General features: G+C 64.9%; 25 protein-coding genes. 6 read left to right on the top strand and 19 right to left on the bottom strand.

Going from position 1 to position 20,675, the window contains the following annotated elements:
- Positions 1-24: 24 nt before the first annotated feature.
- The 7 genes from I6F20_RS13310 to I6F20_RS13340 all read right to left on the bottom strand — a co-directional run bounded on the left by I6F20_RS13310 (position 25) and on the right by I6F20_RS13340 (position 4,786).
- Positions 25-888: a metal ABC transporter substrate-binding protein gene (locus I6F20_RS13310; RefSeq protein ID WP_225126493.1), complete on the bottom strand. Its 864-nt coding sequence runs from the start codon at positions 886-888 to the stop codon at positions 25-27.
- Between the two features lie 2 nt (positions 889-890).
- Positions 891-1,760 (bottom strand): metal ABC transporter permease, encoded by an 870-nt coding sequence (locus I6F20_RS13315; RefSeq protein ID WP_225126496.1) that lies wholly within the window; start codon positions 1,758-1,760, stop codon positions 891-893.
- 6 nt (positions 1,761-1,766) lie between these two features.
- Complete coding sequence (locus I6F20_RS13320) at positions 1,767-2,522, bottom strand: metal ABC transporter ATP-binding protein (RefSeq protein ID WP_225111624.1); 756 nt, start codon at positions 2,520-2,522, stop codon at positions 1,767-1,769.
- 2 nt (positions 2,523-2,524) lie between these two features.
- The gene (locus tag I6F20_RS13325) at positions 2,525-2,767 is read right to left on the bottom strand and encodes a hypothetical protein (RefSeq protein ID WP_035997699.1); all 243 of its coding nucleotides are present in this window, start codon (positions 2,765-2,767) and stop codon (positions 2,525-2,527) included.
- 56 nt (positions 2,768-2,823) lie between these two features.
- A complete protein-coding gene (locus I6F20_RS13330) occupies positions 2,824-3,324 on the bottom strand; it encodes a hypothetical protein (RefSeq protein WP_036036588.1) in 501 nt (166 codons plus the stop codon).
- Positions 3,321-3,932: a permease gene (locus tag I6F20_RS13335; RefSeq protein WP_225126497.1), complete on the bottom strand. Its 612-nt coding sequence runs from the start codon at positions 3,930-3,932 to the stop codon at positions 3,321-3,323. Before I6F20_RS13335 ends, I6F20_RS13330 begins: the two co-directional genes overlap by 4 nt.
- A gap of 257 nt (positions 3,933-4,189) precedes the next feature.
- Positions 4,190-4,786, bottom strand: coding sequence for a superoxide dismutase (locus I6F20_RS13340; RefSeq protein WP_027573470.1), 597 nt, complete (start codon positions 4,784-4,786; stop codon positions 4,190-4,192).
- 245 nt (positions 4,787-5,031) lie between these two features.
- Here I6F20_RS13340 and I6F20_RS13345 point away from each other — a divergent pair, with 245 nt between their 5' ends.
- From I6F20_RS13345 to I6F20_RS13355, 3 genes are all read left to right on the top strand, one after another.
- A complete protein-coding gene (locus I6F20_RS13345; protein WP_225126500.1) occupies positions 5,032-5,559 on the top strand; it encodes a GNAT family N-acetyltransferase in 528 nt (175 codons plus the stop codon).
- An 82-nt stretch (positions 5,560-5,641) separates the two neighbouring features.
- Entirely contained in the window at positions 5,642-7,027 is a 1,386-nt protein-coding gene (locus tag I6F20_RS13350; protein ID WP_035997689.1) for an MATE family efflux transporter, read from the top strand.
- Positions 7,028-7,136: 109 nt separating this feature from the next.
- A complete protein-coding gene (locus tag I6F20_RS13355) occupies positions 7,137-7,571 on the top strand; it encodes a DUF2147 domain-containing protein (protein WP_035997687.1) in 435 nt (144 codons plus the stop codon).
- On the opposite strand, the gene I6F20_RS13360 is transcribed toward I6F20_RS13355, so the two are convergent.
- Positions 7,568-8,719: a DUF3095 domain-containing protein gene (locus I6F20_RS13360; RefSeq protein ID WP_225126502.1), complete on the bottom strand. Its 1,152-nt coding sequence runs from the start codon at positions 8,717-8,719 to the stop codon at positions 7,568-7,570. The genes I6F20_RS13355 and I6F20_RS13360 overlap by 4 nt on opposite strands.
- 221 nt (positions 8,720-8,940) lie before the next feature.
- On the opposite strand from I6F20_RS13360, the gene I6F20_RS13365 reads away from it, so the two are divergent.
- Complete coding sequence (locus I6F20_RS13365; RefSeq protein ID WP_225126504.1) at positions 8,941-9,318, top strand: hypothetical protein; 378 nt, start codon at positions 8,941-8,943, stop codon at positions 9,316-9,318.
- Positions 9,319-9,322: 4 nt separating this feature from the next.
- Here I6F20_RS13365 and I6F20_RS13370 read toward each other — a convergent pair whose 3' ends face one another.
- From I6F20_RS13370 to I6F20_RS13415, 10 genes are all read right to left on the bottom strand, one after another.
- Positions 9,323-9,532, bottom strand: coding sequence for a hypothetical protein (locus I6F20_RS13370; RefSeq protein ID WP_035997682.1), 210 nt, complete (start codon positions 9,530-9,532; stop codon positions 9,323-9,325).
- 126 nt (positions 9,533-9,658) lie between these two features.
- Positions 9,659-10,381, bottom strand: coding sequence for an SDR family NAD(P)-dependent oxidoreductase (locus tag I6F20_RS13375; protein ID WP_109142372.1), 723 nt, complete (start codon positions 10,379-10,381; stop codon positions 9,659-9,661).
- Positions 10,374-11,756: a class I adenylate-forming enzyme family protein gene (locus I6F20_RS13380; RefSeq protein ID WP_225126506.1), complete on the bottom strand. Its 1,383-nt coding sequence runs from the start codon at positions 11,754-11,756 to the stop codon at positions 10,374-10,376. Before I6F20_RS13380 ends, I6F20_RS13375 begins: the two co-directional genes overlap by 8 nt.
- Positions 11,743-11,988, bottom strand: a complete 246-nt coding sequence (locus I6F20_RS13385; protein WP_015688794.1) for an acyl carrier protein — start codon at positions 11,986-11,988, stop codon at positions 11,743-11,745. Before I6F20_RS13385 ends, I6F20_RS13380 begins: the two co-directional genes overlap by 14 nt.
- A 143-nt stretch (positions 11,989-12,131) precedes the next feature.
- Complete coding sequence (locus I6F20_RS13390) at positions 12,132-13,937, bottom strand: long-chain-acyl-CoA synthetase (protein ID WP_036021317.1); 1,806 nt, start codon at positions 13,935-13,937, stop codon at positions 12,132-12,134.
- Positions 13,938-14,148: 211 nt separating this feature from the next.
- Positions 14,149-14,427 (bottom strand): DUF3551 domain-containing protein, encoded by a 279-nt coding sequence (locus I6F20_RS13395; protein ID WP_035997672.1) that lies wholly within the window; start codon positions 14,425-14,427, stop codon positions 14,149-14,151.
- Between the two features lie 168 nt (positions 14,428-14,595).
- The gene (gene htpG, locus I6F20_RS13400) at positions 14,596-16,473 is read right to left on the bottom strand and encodes a molecular chaperone HtpG (RefSeq protein ID WP_225126507.1); all 1,878 of its coding nucleotides are present in this window, start codon (positions 16,471-16,473) and stop codon (positions 14,596-14,598) included.
- A gap of 111 nt (positions 16,474-16,584) precedes the next feature.
- On the bottom strand, positions 16,585-17,007 hold the full coding sequence (locus I6F20_RS13405) for a hypothetical protein (protein ID WP_036021311.1): 423 nt from the start codon (positions 17,005-17,007) through the stop codon (positions 16,585-16,587).
- A gap of 248 nt (positions 17,008-17,255) precedes the next feature.
- Entirely contained in the window at positions 17,256-17,870 is a 615-nt protein-coding gene (locus I6F20_RS13410) for a nuclear transport factor 2 family protein (protein ID WP_057028231.1), read from the bottom strand.
- A 156-nt stretch (positions 17,871-18,026) separates the two neighbouring features.
- The gene (locus tag I6F20_RS13415) at positions 18,027-18,833 is read right to left on the bottom strand and encodes a response regulator (RefSeq protein ID WP_035997648.1); all 807 of its coding nucleotides are present in this window, start codon (positions 18,831-18,833) and stop codon (positions 18,027-18,029) included.
- A gap of 231 nt (positions 18,834-19,064) precedes the next feature.
- Between I6F20_RS13415 and I6F20_RS13420 the strand changes: the two genes are divergently transcribed.
- Both I6F20_RS13420 and I6F20_RS13425 read left to right on the top strand, forming a co-directional pair.
- Positions 19,065-19,298 carry a NepR family anti-sigma factor gene (locus I6F20_RS13420; RefSeq protein WP_025032292.1) on the top strand — a complete coding sequence of 78 codons (234 nt, stop codon included), beginning with the start codon at positions 19,065-19,067 and terminating at the stop codon, positions 19,296-19,298.
- On the top strand, positions 19,298-19,846 hold the full coding sequence (locus tag I6F20_RS13425; protein ID WP_018316216.1) for a sigma-70 family RNA polymerase sigma factor: 549 nt from the start codon (positions 19,298-19,300) through the stop codon (positions 19,844-19,846). Before I6F20_RS13420 ends, I6F20_RS13425 begins: the two co-directional genes overlap by 1 nt.
- Positions 19,847-19,933: 87 nt before the next feature.
- Here the strand turns inward: I6F20_RS13425 and I6F20_RS13430 are convergent, their stop codons facing one another.
- The gene (locus tag I6F20_RS13430) at positions 19,934-20,632 is read right to left on the bottom strand and encodes a nitroreductase (protein ID WP_035997645.1); all 699 of its coding nucleotides are present in this window, start codon (positions 20,630-20,632) and stop codon (positions 19,934-19,936) included.
- Positions 20,633-20,675: the final 43 nt, after the last annotated feature.

Below are 20,675 nucleotides of genomic sequence, written 5' to 3' on the forward strand. Positions count from 1 at the left end.
ACGCGAGGCGGGGTGGCCCCTGCCCTAATGGTCAAGCGCGCTGGTCAGGGCCTTTATATTGTGCCTGACCATGTCAATGTAAGTGGGTGCAGGCCCCTTTTCGCCGGTCAAACCGTCCGAAACCAGGGTGCCACCGACCCTGGCACCGGTCTCGGCGGCGATCCGCCGGATCAGGCGATCGTCGCTGATATTTTCAAGGAACACGGCCGGGATCCTCGCGGCCTTGATCTGGCCGATGATGGCGGCGATATCTCGCGCGCTCGGCTCGCTCTCCGTGGAGACGCCCCGGGGGGCGATGAACCGGATACCGTATTCGCTGGAGAAATAGCCGAAGGCGTCATGGGTGGAGATCACCTTGCGCCGCTCCGGCGGGATTTTTGCGACAGCGTCGCGGACCTCGCGGTCGAGGGCTTCGAGCTTTTCCAGATAGGCCTTGGCCTGGGCGCGGAAGAACTCCGCATCGTCAGGAGCGGCCGTGGCGAGCGCGCTCGCAATGTCGGTGACGTAGATCTTGGCGTTCAGGATGGACTGCCAGGCGTGGGGATCAGCGGCCGAGCCCAGCTTCAGCGGCGCGATGCCGGCGCTTGCGGTGATCACCTTGGCCTTGCTCCCTGCGGATTGCACGAGGCGCGGCAGCCAGCCCTCCAGCCCGAGCCCGTTGACGATGACGAGCTTCGCCGCCGCGACCCGCTTGGCATCGCTAGGGGCCGGCGTATAGACGTGGACGTCGCTGTCGGGCCCGACCAGCGTCGTCAGGTTGATGCGGTCGCCACCGACATTGCGGACGAAATCGCCGAGGATCGAGAAACTCGCGACGACGTTGAGCCGCTCCGCGGCCCGCAGCGGCGAGGCGATCAGCAACAGTGCAAAGACCAGGATGAGCCGCATCGTCATGCTTCCAGATGCCGGCCGGGAAACAGCTGCCGGACGATGCCGCCGACGCGGCCGAACAGGATGGAGACGATGTAGAGCACCGTCGCCACCAGGATGATCGCCGGGCCCGAAGGCACGCGGGTCTGAAATGAGAGCACGAGGCCGGCATAGCCGGACACCGCAGCAGCAATGACGGCGATGCAGATCATCGCGGTGAGATCGCGCGACCAGAACCTTGCGATGCCCGCAGGCAGGATCATCAGCCCCACCGCCAGTAGCGTGCCCAGCGCCTGAAAGCCGTTGACGAGGTTGATGACGACCAGCGCGAGGAAGGCGAGATGGGCGGGGCCGCCGGCGCGGCTCACGGTGCGCAGGAACAGGGGATCGACGCTCTCGATCACCAGCGGGCGGTAGATCACCGCGAGCACCAGCAGCGTCACCGTGGCGTTGAAGGCGACCACCAGCAGGGTCTGATCGTCCATTGCGAGGATGTTGCCGAACAGCACGTGCAGGAGATCGATGTTGGTGCCCTTGATCGAGACGATGGTGACGCCGAGCGCAAGCGAAGCGAGATAGAAGGTGGCGAGCGAGGCATCTTCCTTCAGCCCGGTCGAGCGTGCGACCACGCCAGCGAGGATCGCGACGGCAAAGCCGGCGACCAGGCCGCCGGCCGTCATCGCGAACAGATTGAGGCCGGAGAGCAGGAAACCAACCGCCGCGCCAGGCAGGATCGCGTGCGCCATGGCGTCGCCGACGAGGCTCATCCGCCGCAGCATCAGGAACACGCCGATCGGCGCCCCCGCCAGCGCCAACGCGATCACCGCGGCGAGCGCGCGCCGCATGAACTCGAATTCGGTGAACGGACCGATCAGCGCGTCATAGAGCATCGGATATCAGGCCGCCCGCGAGCTGATATCATCGGCCGCGCAGGCCGCGGCGCTGTCGTCGAAGGCCTCGCACATTCGCATCGCGACCAGCAGATTTTCCGGCGTCAGCACCTCCGCCGTCGGGCCCCACGCGACCGGGCCGCGCGCCAGCACCAGCGTTTCGGCGAAGTGGTTGCGCACCATCTCCATGTCGTGCAGCGCGGCGAGCACGGTACGGCCCTCGCCGTGCCAGCGCTTCACCAGCGCGAGCAGATCGGCGGTGGTCTTGCTGTCGATGGCGTTGAAGGGCTCGTCGAGCACGATCAGGCTGGCATCCTGGAGCAGCACACGGGCGAACAGCACGCGCTGCATCTGACCGCCGGAGAGCGTGCCGATCGGGCGGTTCTCAAAACCGCTGAGGCCAACTGCTCCGATTGCCCGGAGAATCTTGTCGCGCGCGGCCTTGCCGATGCCGCCGAACAGGCCTGTGCCACGCCACAGCCCGGTGCCGATGAAATCGAACACCGAGATCGGGAAGCTGCGGTCGATCTCCGCGCTCTGCGGCAGATAGGCGATGTCGCGGGCGTCGAGCCCGCCGAGATGGATCGTCCCGTCGAGCGGCTTGAGGATGCCGACGATGCCGCGCAACAGCGTCGATTTACCGGCGCCATTCGGGCCGATCACGGCGACCAGCGCGCCCGGCGCGACCTCGCCGCTGAGATGATGCACGGCGGGGTGCCGATCATAGCCGAGCGTGACGTTGTGAAAGTGCAACGCTGCCATCGTCACCTCATCGCCAGCAAGACGATGCCCCACAGCACGGCACAGACCGCGAGCGCGGCCGCGAGACGGCCCGCCATGGTCATGCGCAGGATCGACCAAGGCGCGGTCTGGGCCGGATGCGGCGAGGTCGCATCGTGGACATGGGCGTGGGCGTGATCGTGCCCGTGCGAATGTCCATGGCCGTGACCATGGGAATGGCCATGAGCATGGTCGTGCTGGTGGGCGTGGGACGCGGCGGGAGCCATTTGCGGACGTTATATTATAACATTACGCCTGTCCACGGCGGGACTGACATCGCGGCTCAGGGTTTGCCGATCACCATGGCGATGGCGGCTGCCACGAATGGGAACGGCACCGAGACGGCGCAGCGGAACCAGACGAAACGGGCGGGCATGAACGGGATCTCCCACAAGATCACCCGCTGGAAGGCGAACAGCGCCCAGGCGACGACATAGGCAACCACCTGCGGCACCCCGCCCCCCGACTTCAACGCCACGGTGCCGATGGAGAAGCCGACCACGGGACCGCCGGGCGTGGCGGCGCCGGCGACCACGGCGGTGGCAACCCCGAGCCAGCCGCTATCAGGGCCGAGCCAGCCGGTGATCACCTCTTGCGGGATGATGGCGGCGATGTAGCCGGAGCCGATCACGCCAAGCGCAATCCGCGGCACGATGTTGACGAAATCCATCGTGCCTTCGCGCAGCGAGGCCACGAACACCGGGCGCCCACGACGAAAGGCGATCAGCCCGACGCCGAGCACCGAGCCCCACAGCAGGATGTCGATCAGAAGCGCTGCGCTCAACTCTCGTCGTCCTTCGCGAGCGGCTTCGGATAGAGCCTGACATAGACGAAGCGGCCGAGGGCGCCGGCGAGCACCGGCAGCGGCAGCGAGATCACGATCCGCCACAGCGTGAAATCGGTGCCCATGATCGGGATTTCCCAGGCGACCGCCCGGCCATAACCGATCAGCGTCCAGCTCACGACCATGGCGATGGTGGCGCCGAAATCGGCGCCGACCGCGAGCAGTGCGCTCGCGACCGGATAGGCGGTGAAGGGACCGCCGGGCAGAATCGCGCCGAAGGCGGTGCCGATCAGCAGGCCCATCAGGCCGGATTTCGGCCCGAGCGAGCGCGAGACCTTCTCGTGCGGCAAGATCTCCGAGATGAAGGCCCCGAGCAGGCAGCCGGCGAGCACGCGCGGCAGGATGCCCGAGAACAGCGAGAGATCGTGGGTGAGGATGTCCAGAACGCCGTCAGTGCCGTCCCGCCGCCAGACCAGTGCAGCACTCACCGCCACCAGAGCTGCGATGATGACGGTCGACCAGCCGATCGGCTTGCGGACCCGGCCCGGCCGCGGCTCGGATTCCGCGTCGCCGGAAGGCGCTGGATGGTTCGGGGAAGGTCCTGACAACGGGCTGGGTCGCTCGAGGGTGATGCCCGTCCTGATTAAGGGCGGTGTTCCCCCGATGCAAACGGTGTGACGACAGACCCATGCGCGCGCCACGCAGGGCAATTCCGCACAGCAAAAAGGCGGTCGCGCCTGCGACCGCCTTTGTTTCTGTCATTCCGGGGCGGCGCGTCAGCGCCGAACCCGGAATCCATCGGGCGCCACCCGAGCAGACAAATGGATTCCGGGCTTGCGCTTCGCGCGCCCCGGAATGACACCTGTCACGCCTTCTCGAACAGGGACTCCACGTATTCCCAGTTCACGAGGTTCTCGACGAACGCCTTGAGATAGTCGGGACGGCGATTGCGATAGTCGATGTAGTAAGAGTGCTCCCAGACGTCGCAGCCGAGGATCGGTGTGGCGCCGTGCACCAGCGGATTCTCGCCGTTCGGGGTCTTGGAGATCTCGAGCTTGCCGTTCTTGACCTGGAGCCAGCACCAGCCGGAGCCGAACTGGCCGACGCCGGCCGCCTGGAAGTCGGTCTTGAACTTCTCGAAGCCGCCGAGGTCCTCGTTGATCTTCTTCTCGAGCTTGCCCGGCAGCTTGGTGCCGCCGCCATTGGGCTTCATCCAGCTCCAGAAGTGGATGTGGTTGTAGTGCTGGCCGGCGTTGTTGAACACCGCGGGGTTCTTGCCGAACGAGCCCTTGACGATCTCTTCAAGGGACTTGCCTTCCCATTCGGTCCCCTTGAGCGCGTTGTTGCCGTTGGTGACGTAGGCCTGATGATGCTTGTCGTGGTGATATTCCAGCGTCTCCTTCGACATGTACTGGCCGAGGGCGTCATAGGCGTAAGGAAGTGGGGGCAGCGTAAAGGTCATGGCTTCTTGTCCGCAACTGGTGGGGAACGAGTTCTAACGGTCACCCCTTATAGAAGGTTCCGCGGCCATTAAATACCTCAGAATTTGCGAAAAGGCGTGACTTGGCGCGTCCTGCTTGAATGCACAAGTTCGCCGCAATCCGGCCGCCGTGATCAGACCTGCGGTTCGCTGTAAAATATCATTGCCTTTGAGGCGCTTAAGACAGAACAAACGCGCGAAGAAGCGGAGCTGTGGAGGACGAGGCCATGAGCATCGAGATCGACATATTGAACGGCGACGCCTCGTGGCCGAGGGCCGAGCCGCTATTTCAGGCGGTCTGGGCACCGCAGTTGGTCGCAGGCAAGCCCTGGGCTCATGTCAAATGGGCCAATGCCGATCTCCGCGTGCTGGTCGAGACGCCCGAGGATGGTCTCGTGTGCCATGTCGGCATCTACTTCCGCACCATCACCTGGAATGGACAGAAGGTTCATATCGGCGGCATCGGCGGCGTCTCGACGCGCGAGGACCAGCGCGGCCGTGGCTATGCGACCGTGGCGATCGACGCGGCGGTGCATACCATGCGCGCCAACGAGGCGGTTCGGTTCGCCCTACTGGTCTGCGAGCCGCACAATTTCGCGTTCTACGAGGCCCGGAGCTGGCTGCCGTTCAAAGGCGAGGTCTATTGCGAACAGCCGGAAGGGCGGATTCGGTTCACCTACATGGCGCCCTATGTCTTCCACATCGTGCGTGCGCCGACGCTGGGCACCATCGACCTATGCGGCCTGCCGTGGTGAGCCCTGCGTGAGCCAGGGCTGCGCCGGCCGGCTCATTCTCTTATAATATGTCGGTCATCATTTAATTTTCCGCCCGGTGAACATGACGATCGACGCCCCCGCAGATGCCGTCCCGCCGGTTGCGCCGGTCGCCTCCCCCATCGCGAGCCTCCTGACCGCGCCGATCCTGCCGACGCTGCTGCGGCTCGCGATCCCCAACATGATCGCGATGGTCGGCAGCACGCTCGTCGCAGTGGCTGAGACCTCCTATATCGGCCGGCTCGGCACCATCCCGCTCGCCGCGATCGCGCTGGTGTTTCCGTTCGCGATGCTGACGCAGATGATGAGCGCGGGCGCGATGGGCGGCGGCGTCTCGTCCGCAATCAGCCGCGCTCTCGGCGCAGGGGATCGCGACCGCGCCGCGACGCTGGCGCTGCATGCCGCCATCATCGGCCTTTGCGGCGGGCTGTTCTTCACGGTGATGATGCTCGCCTTCGGCCGCTCCTTCTTCGCGCTGCTCGGCGGACGCGAGCGCGTGCTCGAGGAGGCCAGCGGCTATTCGCAGGTGCTGTTCTCCGGCGCGGTCGCGATCTGGCTCGTCAACACGCTGGCCTCGGTGATCCGCGGTACCGGCGACATGCGCCTGCCTTCGATGATTCTGATCGGCGCGAGCGCGCTGCAGATCGTGCTCGGCGGCACGCTGGGGCTCGGCCTGTTCGGAGTGCCGCAATTCGGCATGCCGGGCGTGGCGAGCGGGCAGCTGATCGCGTTCAGCTGCGCGGCGATCTTCTTCATCTGGTATCTGTTGTCGGGGCGCAGCCGGCTGCCGCTGGATGTCCGCGCCTTTCATTTCGAGCGCGCGATGTTCCTGGACATTCTCAAAGTTGGCGCGGTGGCCTGCCTGTCGCCGCTGCAGACCGTGCTCACCATTCTGATCTTCACGAAGATCCTCGCGACCTTCGGCACCGAGATGCTGGCGGGCTACGGTATCGGCTCGCGGCTGGAATTTCTGCTGATCCCGATCACCTTCGCCTTCGGCATCGCCTCGGTGCCGATGGTCGGCATGGCGATCGGCGCCGGGCATGTGAAGCGCGCGCGGCGTGTCGCCTGGACCGCGGCTGCCGCCTCGGGACTCACGGTGGGGCTGATCGGTCTCGTCGTTGCGCTCGCGCCGTCACTGTGGGTCGGGCTCTTCACCCGCGATCCCGGCGTCACCGCCGCAGCGCACAGCTATTTCCACTGGGCCGGTCCGGCCTTCGTGTTCTTCGGCATGGGCGTGTCGCTTTACTTCTCCTCGCAAGGCGCCGCACGCGTCGGCGGGCCCGTGCTCGCCTCGACGGCACGGCTTCTGATCGTCGCGATCGGCGGCATCGGACTGATGACCGCGCAGGCTCCGGCCTGGACCCTGTTCGCGCTGGTCGGGGGCGCCATGGTCGTGTTCGGGCTTTCGACCGCCGCCTCGGTCGCATTCGCGCGCTGGGGCAAATGATCGCAGGCAAATAAGCGCCGGCAGATAAGCTCAGAGATGTGATTCCCTCGGGCGTTGCGCGCGCTCGATTTGCTGCTATGGAGTCGCCTCCATTCCAGGGCTCCTCTCCATGACATTCAGATTCGTCGCTCTCACCGTCATTCTGGCTGCGCTGATCGGTGCGCCTTCCGCCTATGCGCAGAGCGCCGACGGGACCTGGCTCACGCAGGCGGGCGATGCACGCGTCAAGATCAGCAAATGCGGCGGCGGCATCTGCGGCCACATCGTCTGGCTGCGCGAGCCCATGGACAGCGCGACCGGTCAGCCCGCCACCGACAGCAAAAATCCCAATCCCGCGCTCGCCAGGCGCCCGATGATCGGCCTGCCATTGTTCAGCGGCATGGAGCCGACGGGACCGAACAAATGGTCGGGCCAGATCTACAATGCGGACGACGGCAGCACCTATGCGAGCAACATCAGCCTGACTGGCGCGGACGCGCTGCGGGTCGAAGGCTGCGTCGGCGCGCTCTGCGGCGGTGAGACCTGGACGCGCGCGGGGCGCTAACCCGCTGCCATCATCGCCTTCAACGCCGTCGCCGCCGAGGCATAGCCGCCGCGCGCGCCGTCGATGAAATGGACGTGATCGCTGCGCAGCGCCGACGGCGCGAAGCAGGTCATCATCGCAGCGTCCTGCTGGTAGAGGCCGTAGCGCACGATGCCCTCGCGCGCAGCGGCTTTGAGACGATCGTTCAACGCGCGCTCGAGCTGCGGCGTGCAGTCCAGAATCATGCGCAGGCCGTCGTCGTATTTACGGAAGTCCGAGTTCTCGACCACCTGCCGCTTGTAGAGGCTGGGCACGAAACCGCCGATCTTGATGTCGAAGCGCATGATGAAATAGGCGAATAACGTATAGGCGAGTACGCTGGCTCTGCGCGCGAGCAGCGGACCCCCGCGCCTGGTTCGGGCCTCGAATTCCACGCCCTGCGGCGGCCATTTCAGCGGCGGCCCCTGCGGCGGCACCGGCCGGCCGCCCTCCGGGCTGCGCTCGACGAGATGAATGATGTCCTCGATCACCCTGCGGAAGGCCACCTGATCGACGCCGCGCGCCGGCATCACCAGCACCGACAGGATCAGGCCGCGCGCCGCCGGCATCACCTCGAAACGACACGACAGGCCCGAAAGGTCCGGCTGCGTGCCGGCGGGCGCCTCATCGACGGCAAACTCGCCGCGCTTCATCGCTGCGTCGGCCCACGCGAGCCCGCCGCCCGAAAACATCGCATAGGACAGGTTGGCCGACGGCCCGAACCGGGCGACGCGCACATCGAGGCCGTGTGTGCGAATGACGCTGACCGGCACCAAGGCGACGCGCAGGGTCAGATCGAGGTCTTCGCGCACCCAGGTCGCGGTCGCAGCCAGCGCCTGGCGGGCAAGCTCGACGTCGTCTGGCGCCACCGCGAAGCTGGCGCCGTCGCCGCCGAACACGAAGGGAAATTCCCGCCCCTGCAGCGCATTGGTCACCGCCGCGATCACGGCGGCACCGGCCATGTTCACGGCCTTGTAGCGCTGCGCCGCGATCGCCTTGGTCGAATCGACGATATCGGCAACACCGATGCTCCAGTCGTCCGGCAGCGGCGCATAAAGCGCAGGATCCATCAGGCTGGTGAAGCCTCGGAAGACGGGAATGCCGCCATAGAAGGACTCGCCTGAGCTCATCGGGATTGCCGGACTGTTGGAATGCGAAGCAAGATACGTGGCAGGATCGATCCGGGTTCGCTGGCTCGCGCCCCCTTTCGATCATTGGCCGAAAGTGGCCCGGACAACAAGATGCGGCCGCCTTGCAATGCCTCGGCGGGATCATTGATCGGCATCAAACGGCCATCCGGGGAGAGCGGCTATCGTCGGTCGGCTCCAAGGGGTTGCATGGGAAAATCGAGGTGTCCGACTTCAGCAGCAAGGACTCCACCTCTCCGGTCCGCCGGCGCACGGGTGTCGACCCGATCAGCGCGGTGAAGATGCTGGAAAGATTGACGGAGGCGGTCGATGCCTGGGCTGAAGCTCACCGCCTGACCCGCTCGGATGCGATCTGCAAGCTGATCGAGCTGGGGCTGAAGTTGGCACTCCCCGTCTCCGCGCCCGCGCACCCGGTCGTATCGGACGCGACCAAGATCGAAGAGATCGCAGTGCATGAGATCGAGTTACTGCTCGATCCGGCATTGCCGCCAGACGAGCGCGAGCGCCGCATTCGCCGCCTCACCGAAGGGCCGCCGGAATTTTCACACGAACGAATCGACCTGCCGAAGCAGCGGCCGTGAGCGGCTAGTGCAGCTTCTCGTCCTGACGCTTGCGCAGCTGGGATGCAGGGACGTCGTGGCAGCCGATCAGGCGCACGAATTGCTGCGGATACGCCTCGTGGCCGTGATCGCCGGAATTCTGATGCGACATCGGCGGGCAGCGGACCTCATCCGACTTCACACGCACCGGCTCTTTCAGGGCCCGGCTTGAAGCGGTCATGTCTGAAGTGGCCATCGACTGCTCCCCTTCGTTTAGGGCAGATCGATTGACGTAAACCAATCGATTGCGGGGCATCTTACGACCAAATCCGGCTGGCTGTCATTGCGCACGATCAACGCAATTGTGGCAGCCGGGTTCCGTCTACGCCGTGTTCCCGGCATCGATGGTGAACACGGTGCCGGTGACGTTGCGGCCGCCTTCGCCCAAAAGGTATTCCACCATGCGCGCGACGTCATCCGTCTCCGGCAGCCGGCGCAGCGCGCTGCGGCCCGCAATGCGCTTGCGGCCTTCCTCAGACAGATTGTGGGTGAGCTCGGTGTCGATGAAGCCCGGCGCGATCGCGTTCACGGTGATGCCGAGCTTGCCGACCTCACGGGCCAGCGAGCGGGTGAAGCCGGTCGCGGCGGCCTTGGTCGCGCCGTAGACGGAGAGGCCGTTATAGCCTGTCGTCGCGATGATCGAGGAGATGTTGATGATGCGCCCAGTGCCGTCGGCCATCATCTGGCGCGCCACATATTTGGTGAGGATGATCGGCGACAGCACGTTGAGCTGCACCAGCGCCTCGATCTCGGAATTGTGCATGGTGGCCAGCAGGCCTTCGGTGCCGAGACCGGCATTGTTGACGAGGCCGTAGATCGGGCCGAATTCGTCGCGCACGAGCTTTGCGAAGGCCGGGATTGCATCGATCACGGCAAGATCGCAGGCACGGAAATGCAGGCGCCCGTCGGCAGCTGCGATGGCCGCCTTGAGCTCTTCGCTTTCGCGCCGCGCCGCCGCGATGACGTTGAAGCCGGCCGCGACAAGGCGCTTGCCGATCGCAAGCCCGATGCCGCGGCTGCCGCCGGTGACGAGAACATTATGCATCGGTGCGCGCCAGTTTTCCGGCCGGGGTGACGTCGAGCGCCTCGACGAAGCGGAGGACCGCCGGCACCTTGTGGGATGCGAGCTGGGCGCGGCACAGATCCAGGATTTGGTCGCGGATCTCTTTAGCGCGCGCCGGATCGGTGCCCTCGGTGAGGATCACGTCCGCGACGACGATGCCGCCGGTGATCGGGCTCTTGCGCGACTTCGCGCGCGACATCCGCACATCCGGATGGCGGTTGATCACCGCCTCGATCTCCTCGGGGTGGACCTTCAGCCCGCCGATATTGATGATGCCGCCGCGCCGGCCGACGAAATAACAGCGGTTGCCGCGCAGCTCGACGATGTCGCCGCTGTCGACAAAGCCGTCGTCGTCGGTGAGCGCGGAGGCGTTGCGGCCGATATAGGCATGAGCCGTGCGCGTCGAGCGGATGCGCAGCGAGCCGTCGACGACTTTCATCTCGACGCCGTTGCGGTTGCCGAGATAGTCGGCCGGAAAGCCTTCCAGGCCGTCATTGACGGCGAACCCGACGCCGGCCTCGGTCGAGGCATAGGCATGGCCGACGGACGCATGGGGGAATGCCGCCTTCAGGCCGTCGAGCACGGCTTGGTCGGCGATCTCGCCGGAGAGACGGACGTAAGCCGGGGCGAACTGGGCGGCCGAGCCGCTCATCAGAAGCTTGCGCCAATGCGAAGGCGTGCCGGAGATATGCGAGACACCGCGCGCCTTCAGCCGCGCGACGTGATCGGCGAGCGCCTCACGGGGATCGGACAGCACCAACGAGCCGCCGGAGAGGATGGCACGGAGAAAGATTTGCAGGCCGCCATAGCGGCGGATGTCGTAGAACGTTGCCCAGACCGGTGCAGGTCGGCGCGATGGGCCTTCGGCGACGATCGCGCCGGTCAGCGCTTCCAGCGTATGGCCGGCGATCTTTGGCACCCCCGAGGTGCCCGAGGTGAGCATCAGCCATTCGGTGCCGCGCGCGGTCTTGGCCGGCGCGGCGGCTTGCGGGGGCAATTGCGCGGTGACGACCAGCGGCACGCCGGACGCCGCCCAGAGTTCGGGCTCGTCGGTGACGACGGCATCGATCCCGGCATCCGCGATCAAGGCGTCGAGATGCGCCGGGTTGAGGTCCGGCGGACACAACAGCATGCGGCGGGCGATGCCGTCGAGCTCGATCATGGCAAGGCCGGACCGGAGCTGGTCCGACAGCTTGAGCAGCACGGCACGGCCAGAGAGCTCGTGCAGCCGCCCGCCCAGAACAGTGTGCGACAGGATGCCCGTCAGCGATACGACATCATGCGCATCGGAGATGGTGCGGCCTTTCAGCTCCGCGCCAAGATGGTCGCGAAGTGCAAAGATCTCACGCGGGGACATTTTCGTAGGCCCGCACGAAATCGCCCACCGTGGCGGGGAACGCTGCGTCCTCGGAAATGGTGAAGGGATCGACGCCGGTCTCGTCCTCGAGGCGGGCGACCAGGATGGCGAAGGCGAGCGAGTCGAAGCCCGTCTCATGCAGGGACAGATCGTCCGAGAGGGCGGGAAGCGTGACGTGCTGCTCCTTGGCGATCTGCTGAATCGCTTCAATGACCTTTGACCTTACCGACATGGCTGGCTCGCTTTGTTATCGATCTCGTTGTTGCGGCGGCTCTTGCTGACCGCCTCCCCATCGCGGTCTGTTTACCCGACAGAAGTAAATGGCTTCTTGGACAATTCAGATAAAATTGGACCTATCTCTCGATTTTGGTTGCCCTACAGCCTGATCGTACCGCCCGAGATGGCCGCATATGTCTCCGCGTCCAGCGCGACGTAGACGCCGGATATCGGGTCGAGCATGAACAGCGGATCGGCGACCGCGGCCGGGTCAAATCCCTCGCGGGCGAGCTCGCCCTTCTTCTGCTTGAAGGTCTCGGTGGCGTCGAGCTCGCGCGAGATACGGATGAAGAGCGGGCGGGCGTAGACCGGCAGGCGTTGCGCGAGATGGGCGGGCAGCGCGCTGATGTCAAAGCCCTCGTTCACGACGATCGCGCTCATCCCGGCCCGGCCGTCGGCGCCGGGAATGCTGACGCCATAGGTGGCGGCATCGACGACGCCAATGAAATCGCGCACGGCATCGTTCACCTCGGAGGTCGCGACATTCTCGCCCTTCCAGCGGAACGTGTCGCCGATACGGTCGACGAAATGGAAAAATCCCTTGTCGTCCATCCGCATCAGATCGCCGGTGCGGAACCAGGCATCGCCCTTGACGAAGACGTCACGCAAGACTTTTTTCTCGGTCTCACCGGCATCGGTGTAGCCCTCGAAGCGCCCACCGCCCTCGTCCGCGGTGCCGATGCGGCCGATCGCTTCGCCGGCCTCGCCGCGGCTGCAGGCGATGCAGAAGCCCTCTTCATTGCGCAGCGGCGCGCCGCTATCGGGGTCAAGCTTGACGAGCCTGGCAGGAAAGCGGTGCGCGAGCAGCGCCGGGACGCGGCCGATCGCACCCGGCTGGCCCTCGACGTTGAACAGCGAGAAATTGCCTTCGGTCGCGGCGTAGAATTCGAGGATGCGCGGAATGGCGAAGCGCGCCTGGAAATCCTCCCAGATATCGCCGCGCAGCCCGTTGCCGCAGGCGAGCCGCAGGCGATGCCGATTCTCGTATTCCGAGGGCGCGGCCTTGAGCAGGTAACGGCAGAGCTCGCCGATATATTGAAACAGCGTGCAGTCGTGCCGGACGATGTCGGACCAGAAATGCGAGGCCGAGAATTTCTCGGCGATCACTACCGAACCGCCGGCGGCCAGAATGCTGCACGGCGCGACGATGCCGCCGACCGAATGGAACAGCGGCAGACAATCGTAGAGCCGATCCTGCGGCGTCGCGCCGGTGAGGCCAGCGAACCAAAACCCCCAATTCAGGATGCGGCGGTGGCTGATGCTGGCCGCTTTCGGCAGGCCGGTGGTGCCGGAGGTGTAGATCAGCAGCGCACGGTCGTCGATGGTGACCTCGCCATGCTCCTCCGGCGATAGCGGGCCGTCGTCGAGAACGGCAAGCGCGACGTCGATCGCACGTTCGCTGCGGCTATCGCCATGCGTCCAGACTTTTGCCGCCGTCTTCAGATGAGGTGCCGCGCTGTCCAGCATCCCCGCTAGCTCATGCGCAACGATGACATGCATCGGCTTCGCGACATCAAGGCAGTGCGCGAGCGATTGCCCGACGAGCTTGGTGTTGATCAGTGCGACCACGCCGCCGACGCGGCTGATGCCGAGCCAGGCCGCGATATAATCGATGCCGTTCGGCATGATCAGCGCAACGGTATCGCCCTTGGACAGGCCGAGCGAGCGCGCCCAGCGGGCGTAGCGATTGATCCTCTTCGAGAGGCCTTCGTAATCGAGGCTTGCCTCGTCCGCCACCAGAGCAACGCGGTTAGGCTGGCGCTGCGCCCAATCGTCGACGACGTCGGCGAACAGGCGGCCCGGCAGCGTTTCGATCCGCGCGGTGAGCTCGATCGCCCTCAACCAGATCTTGGAAGCCGACGGTGCGCGCGCGGCTTTCGGCTTCTCGATGACGCCGGTGGTCATATTGTTTACTCTTTCGGGCGGTCTGCGGTTTCCGGCAGTTTAGCCCGCGCGCCCTGACCCAGGCGTTAAGAGACAAGGTAAAACCCGGTTAGGGCGCGATTAACTGTCGGCAGCGCGCAGCCAAGGTCGCACCCGCCGGCAGCGCGCCGACGGGTGTGACCAGGTCGAAAGAGCGATGAATACAGAATTCCCGGCCTTGGTCCCGTTCGCCTCAGTGCACCTTCTTGGGACGCCGGCGCGGCGGCGGCGATTCGTTGAAGGCGTAATAGGGATTGAGGTCGCAGGTCGCGGCAAGGCCCGACGCCGTGGCGCGGCACTGCTCCAACGAGGTGAACGAGCAGTCGAAATAGTCACTGCCTCCGCCACCAGGGCCGCCACCGACGTAGCGGTGCATGCAGACGGGATAGGCCGGATCGTATCGCTGCGCGCTGGCATCCGCTGCGCCCAGCAGCGTGAAGACCGCGGTAAGAGTGAGGAATGACAAGCGCATGGGAAATCCTCGAACTGGTGACGTCGCTTCATATGACACAACATCTCGCCGTCCGCGACTGTTCCTGAGACCTGATGACGTCAAGGTGAGTGAGACGCGCAGCGCCAGAGGCGTTGCGCGATCAGCGATCTGACAACCTGGCGGTCCGAATGATGCTGCGAGGCAGCGCTAGCCGCCGAGCCCCTGCAACACCAGCCGGTTCAGCCGTGCCGCGAACGCCGCCGGGTCTTCCGGCAATTCGCCGTCCAGGATCTGCGCCTGCTCGAGCAGAAGCAGGCTGATATCGTCGACGACTGTCGAGCCAGCCTGCGCCTTGGTGACCGCGGTGACCAGCGGATGGCGCAAATTGATCTCGAGGATCGGCTTGGTCTTCATGCCGCGGTTCTGCTGCGACAAGATGCGCTCGAGCTCGCGGCTCGGACCCTGGCTGTCGGCGACGAGGCAGGAGGCCGAGCTGGTCAGGCGCGTCGAGACCTTGACGTCGCTGACGCGCTCGCCCAGCGCGGCCTTGATCACCGCGATGGTGGCTGCTTCGTCCGCAGCCGGCTCGTCCTTCTTCGCCTCGTCCTTATCGTCGATACGCGGAATCAAATCGAGATTGAGATCGCCCTGGCTCAGCGACTTCAGCGGCTTGCCTTCGAAATCCGAGGGCATCGAGGTCCAGAACGCGTCGACGGGATCCGACAGCAGCAGCACCTCGATGCCGCGCGCGGTCGCAGCTTCCAGCCGCGGATTGGACTTCAGCCGCTCAATGCTGTCGCCGACGAGATAATAGATCTCGGTCTGGTTCGGTTTGAAATCGGCGATGACCTGCTTCAGCGACCGCTTCTCGCCCGACGTGGTGGTGAAGCGCGACAGTGCGAGCAGCTTTTCGCGCCGCTCGAAATCCTCGTAGATGCCTTCCTTCAGCACCGGGCCGAAGGCGTCCCAGATCTTGGCAAAATTCTCGGGGTCCTTGTCCGCAAGGCTTTCGAGCTCGGACACCACACGCGTCGCCACCGCCTTGCGGATCTGCGCCAGCTGCGGATTGTTCTGGAGCATCTCGCGCGAAATGTTGAGCGGAAGATCCTCGCTGTCGACCACGCCGCGGATGAAGCGCAGGTACCCCGGCAAGAGGTCGGCATCGTCGGTGATGAAGACGCGCCGGACGTAGAGCTTCACGCGGCCCTTGCGGTTCGGCTCGAACAGGTCGAACGGCTTGGTCGAGGGCGCGAACAGCAGCACGGCGTAGGAGTAACGTCCTTCCGCGCGGTAGTGCAGCGTCATCGCGGGATCGTCGAAGGCAGAGGCGATCTGCTGATAGGCCTTCTTGTAATCGTCAGCCGTGAGCTCGGATTTGGAGCGCTGCCACAACGCGCTCGCCGAATTGATCTGCCGCGGCTCGCCGTCTTCGGGCACGAGCTCAATCGGAAACAGGATGTTGTCGGAATAGGCGGTGACGATACGCTCGATCTCGTAGGTCTCGAGATATTTCTTGGAATCGTCCTTCAGGTGCAGGACGATCTCGGTGCCGCGCGTCAGGCGCGCCGCTTCCTCGTCGCTGGCACGGGCGATCTCGAAGCCGGAGCCGCCGGAGGACGTCCAGGTCCACACATCGCTCTCGCCGGCGCGGCGGCTGATCACGACGATCTTCTCTGCGACCATGAAGGCGGAATAGAAACCGACGCCGAACTGGCCGATCAGGCCGAGCCCATCCTTGGCCTCTTTCAATTTGGATACGAACGCCTTGGTGCCGGAGCGGGCGATGGTGCCGAGATGGTCGATCAGCTCCTGCCGCTCCATGCCGATGCCGTTGTCGGCGATCGTGAGCGTCTTGGCCGTCTTGTTCGGGATGATGCGGATCTTGAGTGCGTCGCCTTCGCCCAGAAGGGCGGGACTGGCGATGGCCTCGTAGCGCAGCTTGTCGCAGGCATCGGAGGCGTTGGAAATGAGCTCGCGGAGGAAGATGTCGGTTTCCGAATAGACGGAGTGCACCATCAGGTGCAGCAGTTCGGAAACTTCGGCCTGGAAAGGCTGCGTATGCACAGCCGTATCTGACGTCGTCATGCGCTTACCCGGTCAAACAAAAGGGAGGGAACCCGGATATAGCGCGAGGCAATGGCGGATCAAGAGGATGTGAAGTCTGGGTCCGCCAAACCACCCCTCGCGGAGAGGGGGTCAGGTCACGCAGCGGCCGGGCTGGAGCAGCCTTGCGACCTCGGTCAGGGAGCTGACCATCGGCTCACAGGCGATCGTCGGCTTGTTGCGAGGCTTCTTCTGGTTCTGGAGCAGCACCGGCGTCTTGGCATTGCCGGTCTCGATCACGGCGGGGACCCGCAGCAGCACCGACGTATCGGCGAGGTCGTTCAGCCGCATCGAGACGGTACGGGTGGGAACGGCTGCGGGTTTGATCTCTGCAAGCCGGTCTGCCTTGGCGGTGCGGTTGACGTTGTGACCCACCGCGACGGTGGAACCGTGGCTGGGGAGGTCGGCGACCGCCTGCCAGCGGTCTGCGAGATCATGCCCGGAGGCCAGTTGCACGGCACCGAGGGTGGCGACGACCGCAATTGCGCTCAAAAAAACCTTTTGAATCTGTGACATGGCTGCCGATCCCTCGCCCCATGGCGGGCACGGGAACAACGCCGCCGCAGGATCGGGGGTTCTCGACAGCTACGATCACTTAACCGTGTGCGAAAAATGCAGCAGACGGCAAAATATTTCGCGCGCCTTGGAACGACTTTCGCGCACAGGAGTCGTCTCAGCAGCCGGCTATTCCCCCCTGCCCCATAAGCCGGCGACGTAGGGCGCGACTGTGGTGATGCCAGTCGCGCCTTACTTTTATCTGGGGCCTACTTCGCCTTTCCTGCCAGCCACTCCCGGCCCTCGCCATAGAGCTTCTCGACCTCGGGGCCGATCAGGCCCGGCATGTCGCGCTTCACCTTGTAGCCGATCAGCTCCTGCATGTAGGCGAGGTGGCGGTAGCCCTCGGGGAGTGCAGCCAGCGCATCCTGGTCGAGCCGAAGCGTCGCGGCGGGATCGACCGGGTCGATGCGGTCCTTCTCGTAGATGGGCTGGCGGCGGACGATGCCCCATTTGCCGATACCTGATGGGTCGTCCCGCTTCTCCAGGAAATCGTAGAAGCGTCCGGTGCAGACGACGTCGCAGAGCACGTCGTGCACGAGGCCGCGCTGCGAGATGGTCATCTTGGTCTGCGCGATCGCTCGCGCACCCGCAAGATCGATGCTGGTGCCGCCGAGGAAATGCAGGATGCGCACGCCCCTGGCAAAACCCTCCTGGCTGACCCGCATGAAATCCCGGGCCGGCCCCTGAAACCAGGTCGCGGACATCCAGCCTTCTTCGTGCCAAACCGTGGCAAAGCGCTCCCAGTCGCCGGCATCGCGCCACACCGCCCAGTTCTCGACGAGATCGCGGATGGCGAGACGATCGAGGAGTTGCTGGTCCATGGGCACGTCTCCGATTGGCGTGGTCGCACGCGCAGCTGCTACATGAGCTATGGGCGGCGAAATTCAGCGCCCGTCAAGCGGGCCGGCGGCATGAAAAAAATCCGGCGTGCCTTGGGCACGCCGGACTTCGCTATTGGGACGGCCGCAGGCGCCTTGTTAAGCCGCAGGCGCTTTGGGCGTGCGATTGCGCGAGTTGCGCTGGAAGAACAGGGCCTGGCTCGCCACCGCCGATACCATCGCGGGCTGGAACGGCTTTGAGATCAGGAACGCCGGCTCGGGACGCTCGCCGGTGAGGAAGCGCTCCGGATAGGCCGTGATGAACACCACCGGCACCTCGAAGGTGCGCAGGAGCTCGTTAACGGCGTCCAGGCCGGACGAGCCGTCGGCAAGCTGGATATCGGCAAGGATCAGGCCGGGCCGCTTGTTCTTGGCCAGCGCCACCGCATCGGCATGGGTGCGCGCGACGCCGACGACGTTGTGGCCGAGATTCTTCACCAGGCTCTCGAGGTCCATGGCGATGAAGGTCTCGTCCTCGATGATCAGCACGTCGGTGGCGATCTCGGCGGCCATCTCGCGTCCGGCTGCGTCCGCAAGACGGCGCGTCTCGGCAACATCGGTGCCGAGAATGAAGGCGACTTCCTCTTCCGAAAAGCCCTCGAGCGAGAGCAGCAGGAAGGCTTGGCGCGGCAGCGGGGTGATGTTCGACAGCCGCCGTTCCGGCGGCATCGGCAAGGTCGTCACCTCGGCATCGTCGTTGATCGAGACTGAATTCCAGATCTGGGTGAAGAGCCGGAACAGGCCGGCCCGGGGCCCATGGTTCTCGTCGAGCACCGACGGATCGCCCAGCATGGCTTCCAACATGGCGGCGACATAGGCGTCACCGGAGGCCTGGCTGCCTGTCAGAGCCCGCGCGTACCTGCGCAACAACGGCAAGTGTTCAGCAACTACCTGTGAACGGGACATCCCCACTCCATTCGTCTTTGGGCCAACCTTGAGGTCCAATCCTGAGGTCAGGCATCACGCGGGGGGCCCAGGTTCCCCTGCTGGGCTGTCTACGCCTCACGACAACAAAAGTTCCGCCGAGCTGGGAACTTTTTGGCGCAGCTGGAATTGTGCCTATCCAGGGAACGGCTCCCGGTTGAGAAAACTTCTCGATTTTACAGTCACTTAACTCGGGGAAACGTGGAACAGGTCATGAAAGATCTCAAGTCTCAAGCCAGCAGAAGCACGACCCCCGGCAAGGGAGGCCTGACTCCGGAGATTCAATCCCGGATCGGGCACCAGTTGCGCGCCATGTACGACGATGTCGTGCGACAGGGGGTTCCGGATCGGTTCGCAGAACTGATCAAGAAGCTTGATGCGCCGGGAGCGTCACCCCACGTAGAAAATGAGGGCGGATCCAACGACAACAACAATGGGAGGGATTAATGCCTCTCACGGACTCCCTGCGTAACGACATCTTGGCGGCCGTGCCTAGTCTGCGCGCCTTCGCCATCTCGCTCAGCGGCAATGCGGACCGCGCCGACGATTTGGTCCAGGAGACGCTGCTGCGTGCGCTCGCCAACATCGACTCGTTCCAGCCCGGCTCCAACCTGCCGGCCTGGCTATTCACGATCCTGCGCAATTTGTTCCGGTCGGACTATCGCAAGCGGCGGCGCGAGGTCGAAGATGCCGAGGGCAATTACGCCAAGACGCTGAAGACCCAGCCCTCGCAGAATGCGCACCTCGAATTCGAGGAGTTTCGCACCGCGCTCGACAAGCTTCCGCAGGATCAGCGTGAAGCCTTGATCCTGGTCGGCGCGTCCGGCTTCTCCTATGAGGACGCGGCCTCGATCTGCGGCTGCGCAGTCGGCACCATCAAGAGCCGCGTGAACCGCGCCCGCTCGAAGCTCGCCGCGCTGCTCTATGTCGACGGCGCCGAGGATTTTGGGCCTGACGAGACCGTGCGGGCCGTGATCGGCGGCAGCGGCGGCTGACCGCCGCCGTCAATCGCACCGGAACGAGACGAAGACGGCCGCTTCCACGGCTGTCTTCGCGCGCGATGCGTCCGGCTTACGTCGCGATCACACATCCACGAATGTTGCGGTCTCGGCCACGCTCGCCCGCGAGGTGCGGTAGCTGTTGACCTTGTGCGCATGGTCCGCATAGCCGAACGAGATGCCGCAGACGACACGGCGGTCATCGGGCAGATCGAAGTGGCGGCGGATCAGGCCGGAATGCCGCGCCAGCGCGGCCTGCGGAATGGTGCCGAGCCCGAGCGCCTGCGCCGCCAGCACGAAGTTGGAGACATAGGCGCCGCAATCGATCGCACCGTAGATGCCGAGCGGCTCGTTGGTGTGGATGATGGCGACATGCGGTGCGCCGAAGAAATTGTAGTTCTCCAGCGCCTGCTTGGCATAGGCCGCCTTGTCGCCGCGGGCGATGCCGAGCGTGTTGTAGAGCTGGAAGCCGCTCTCGCGGCGGCGATCGAGATAGACCCCGACATATTCGCGCGGTGGCGTGAAGTCGTAGTCATCGCCGAGGCCCTTCGAGGCCTCCGCGTAGATCGCCTTGCGAAAGCGCTCCTTGGCCTCGCCGCTGGCGATGATGACCTGCCAGGGCTGGCTGTTGCACCAGGACGCCGTGCGCTGCGCGGTCGCCAGCACATGCTCGATGGTGGCGCGATCGACCTCCTTGGGGAGAAATGCGCGAACGGAGTAGCGCTCGTTGAGGAGCTCTTCGAGCACCCCGATGCGGTCGTTCTGTCTCACTTGTGCGTCCATCACTCAGCTCGCCCTTTTTTCTTTTGGTTGGGCAGAGGCGCCA

The sequence above is a fragment of the Bradyrhizobium sp. IC3123 genome (assembly GCF_020193625.1).
Lineage (GTDB): Bacteria > Pseudomonadota > Alphaproteobacteria > Rhizobiales > Xanthobacteraceae > Bradyrhizobium > Bradyrhizobium yuanmingense.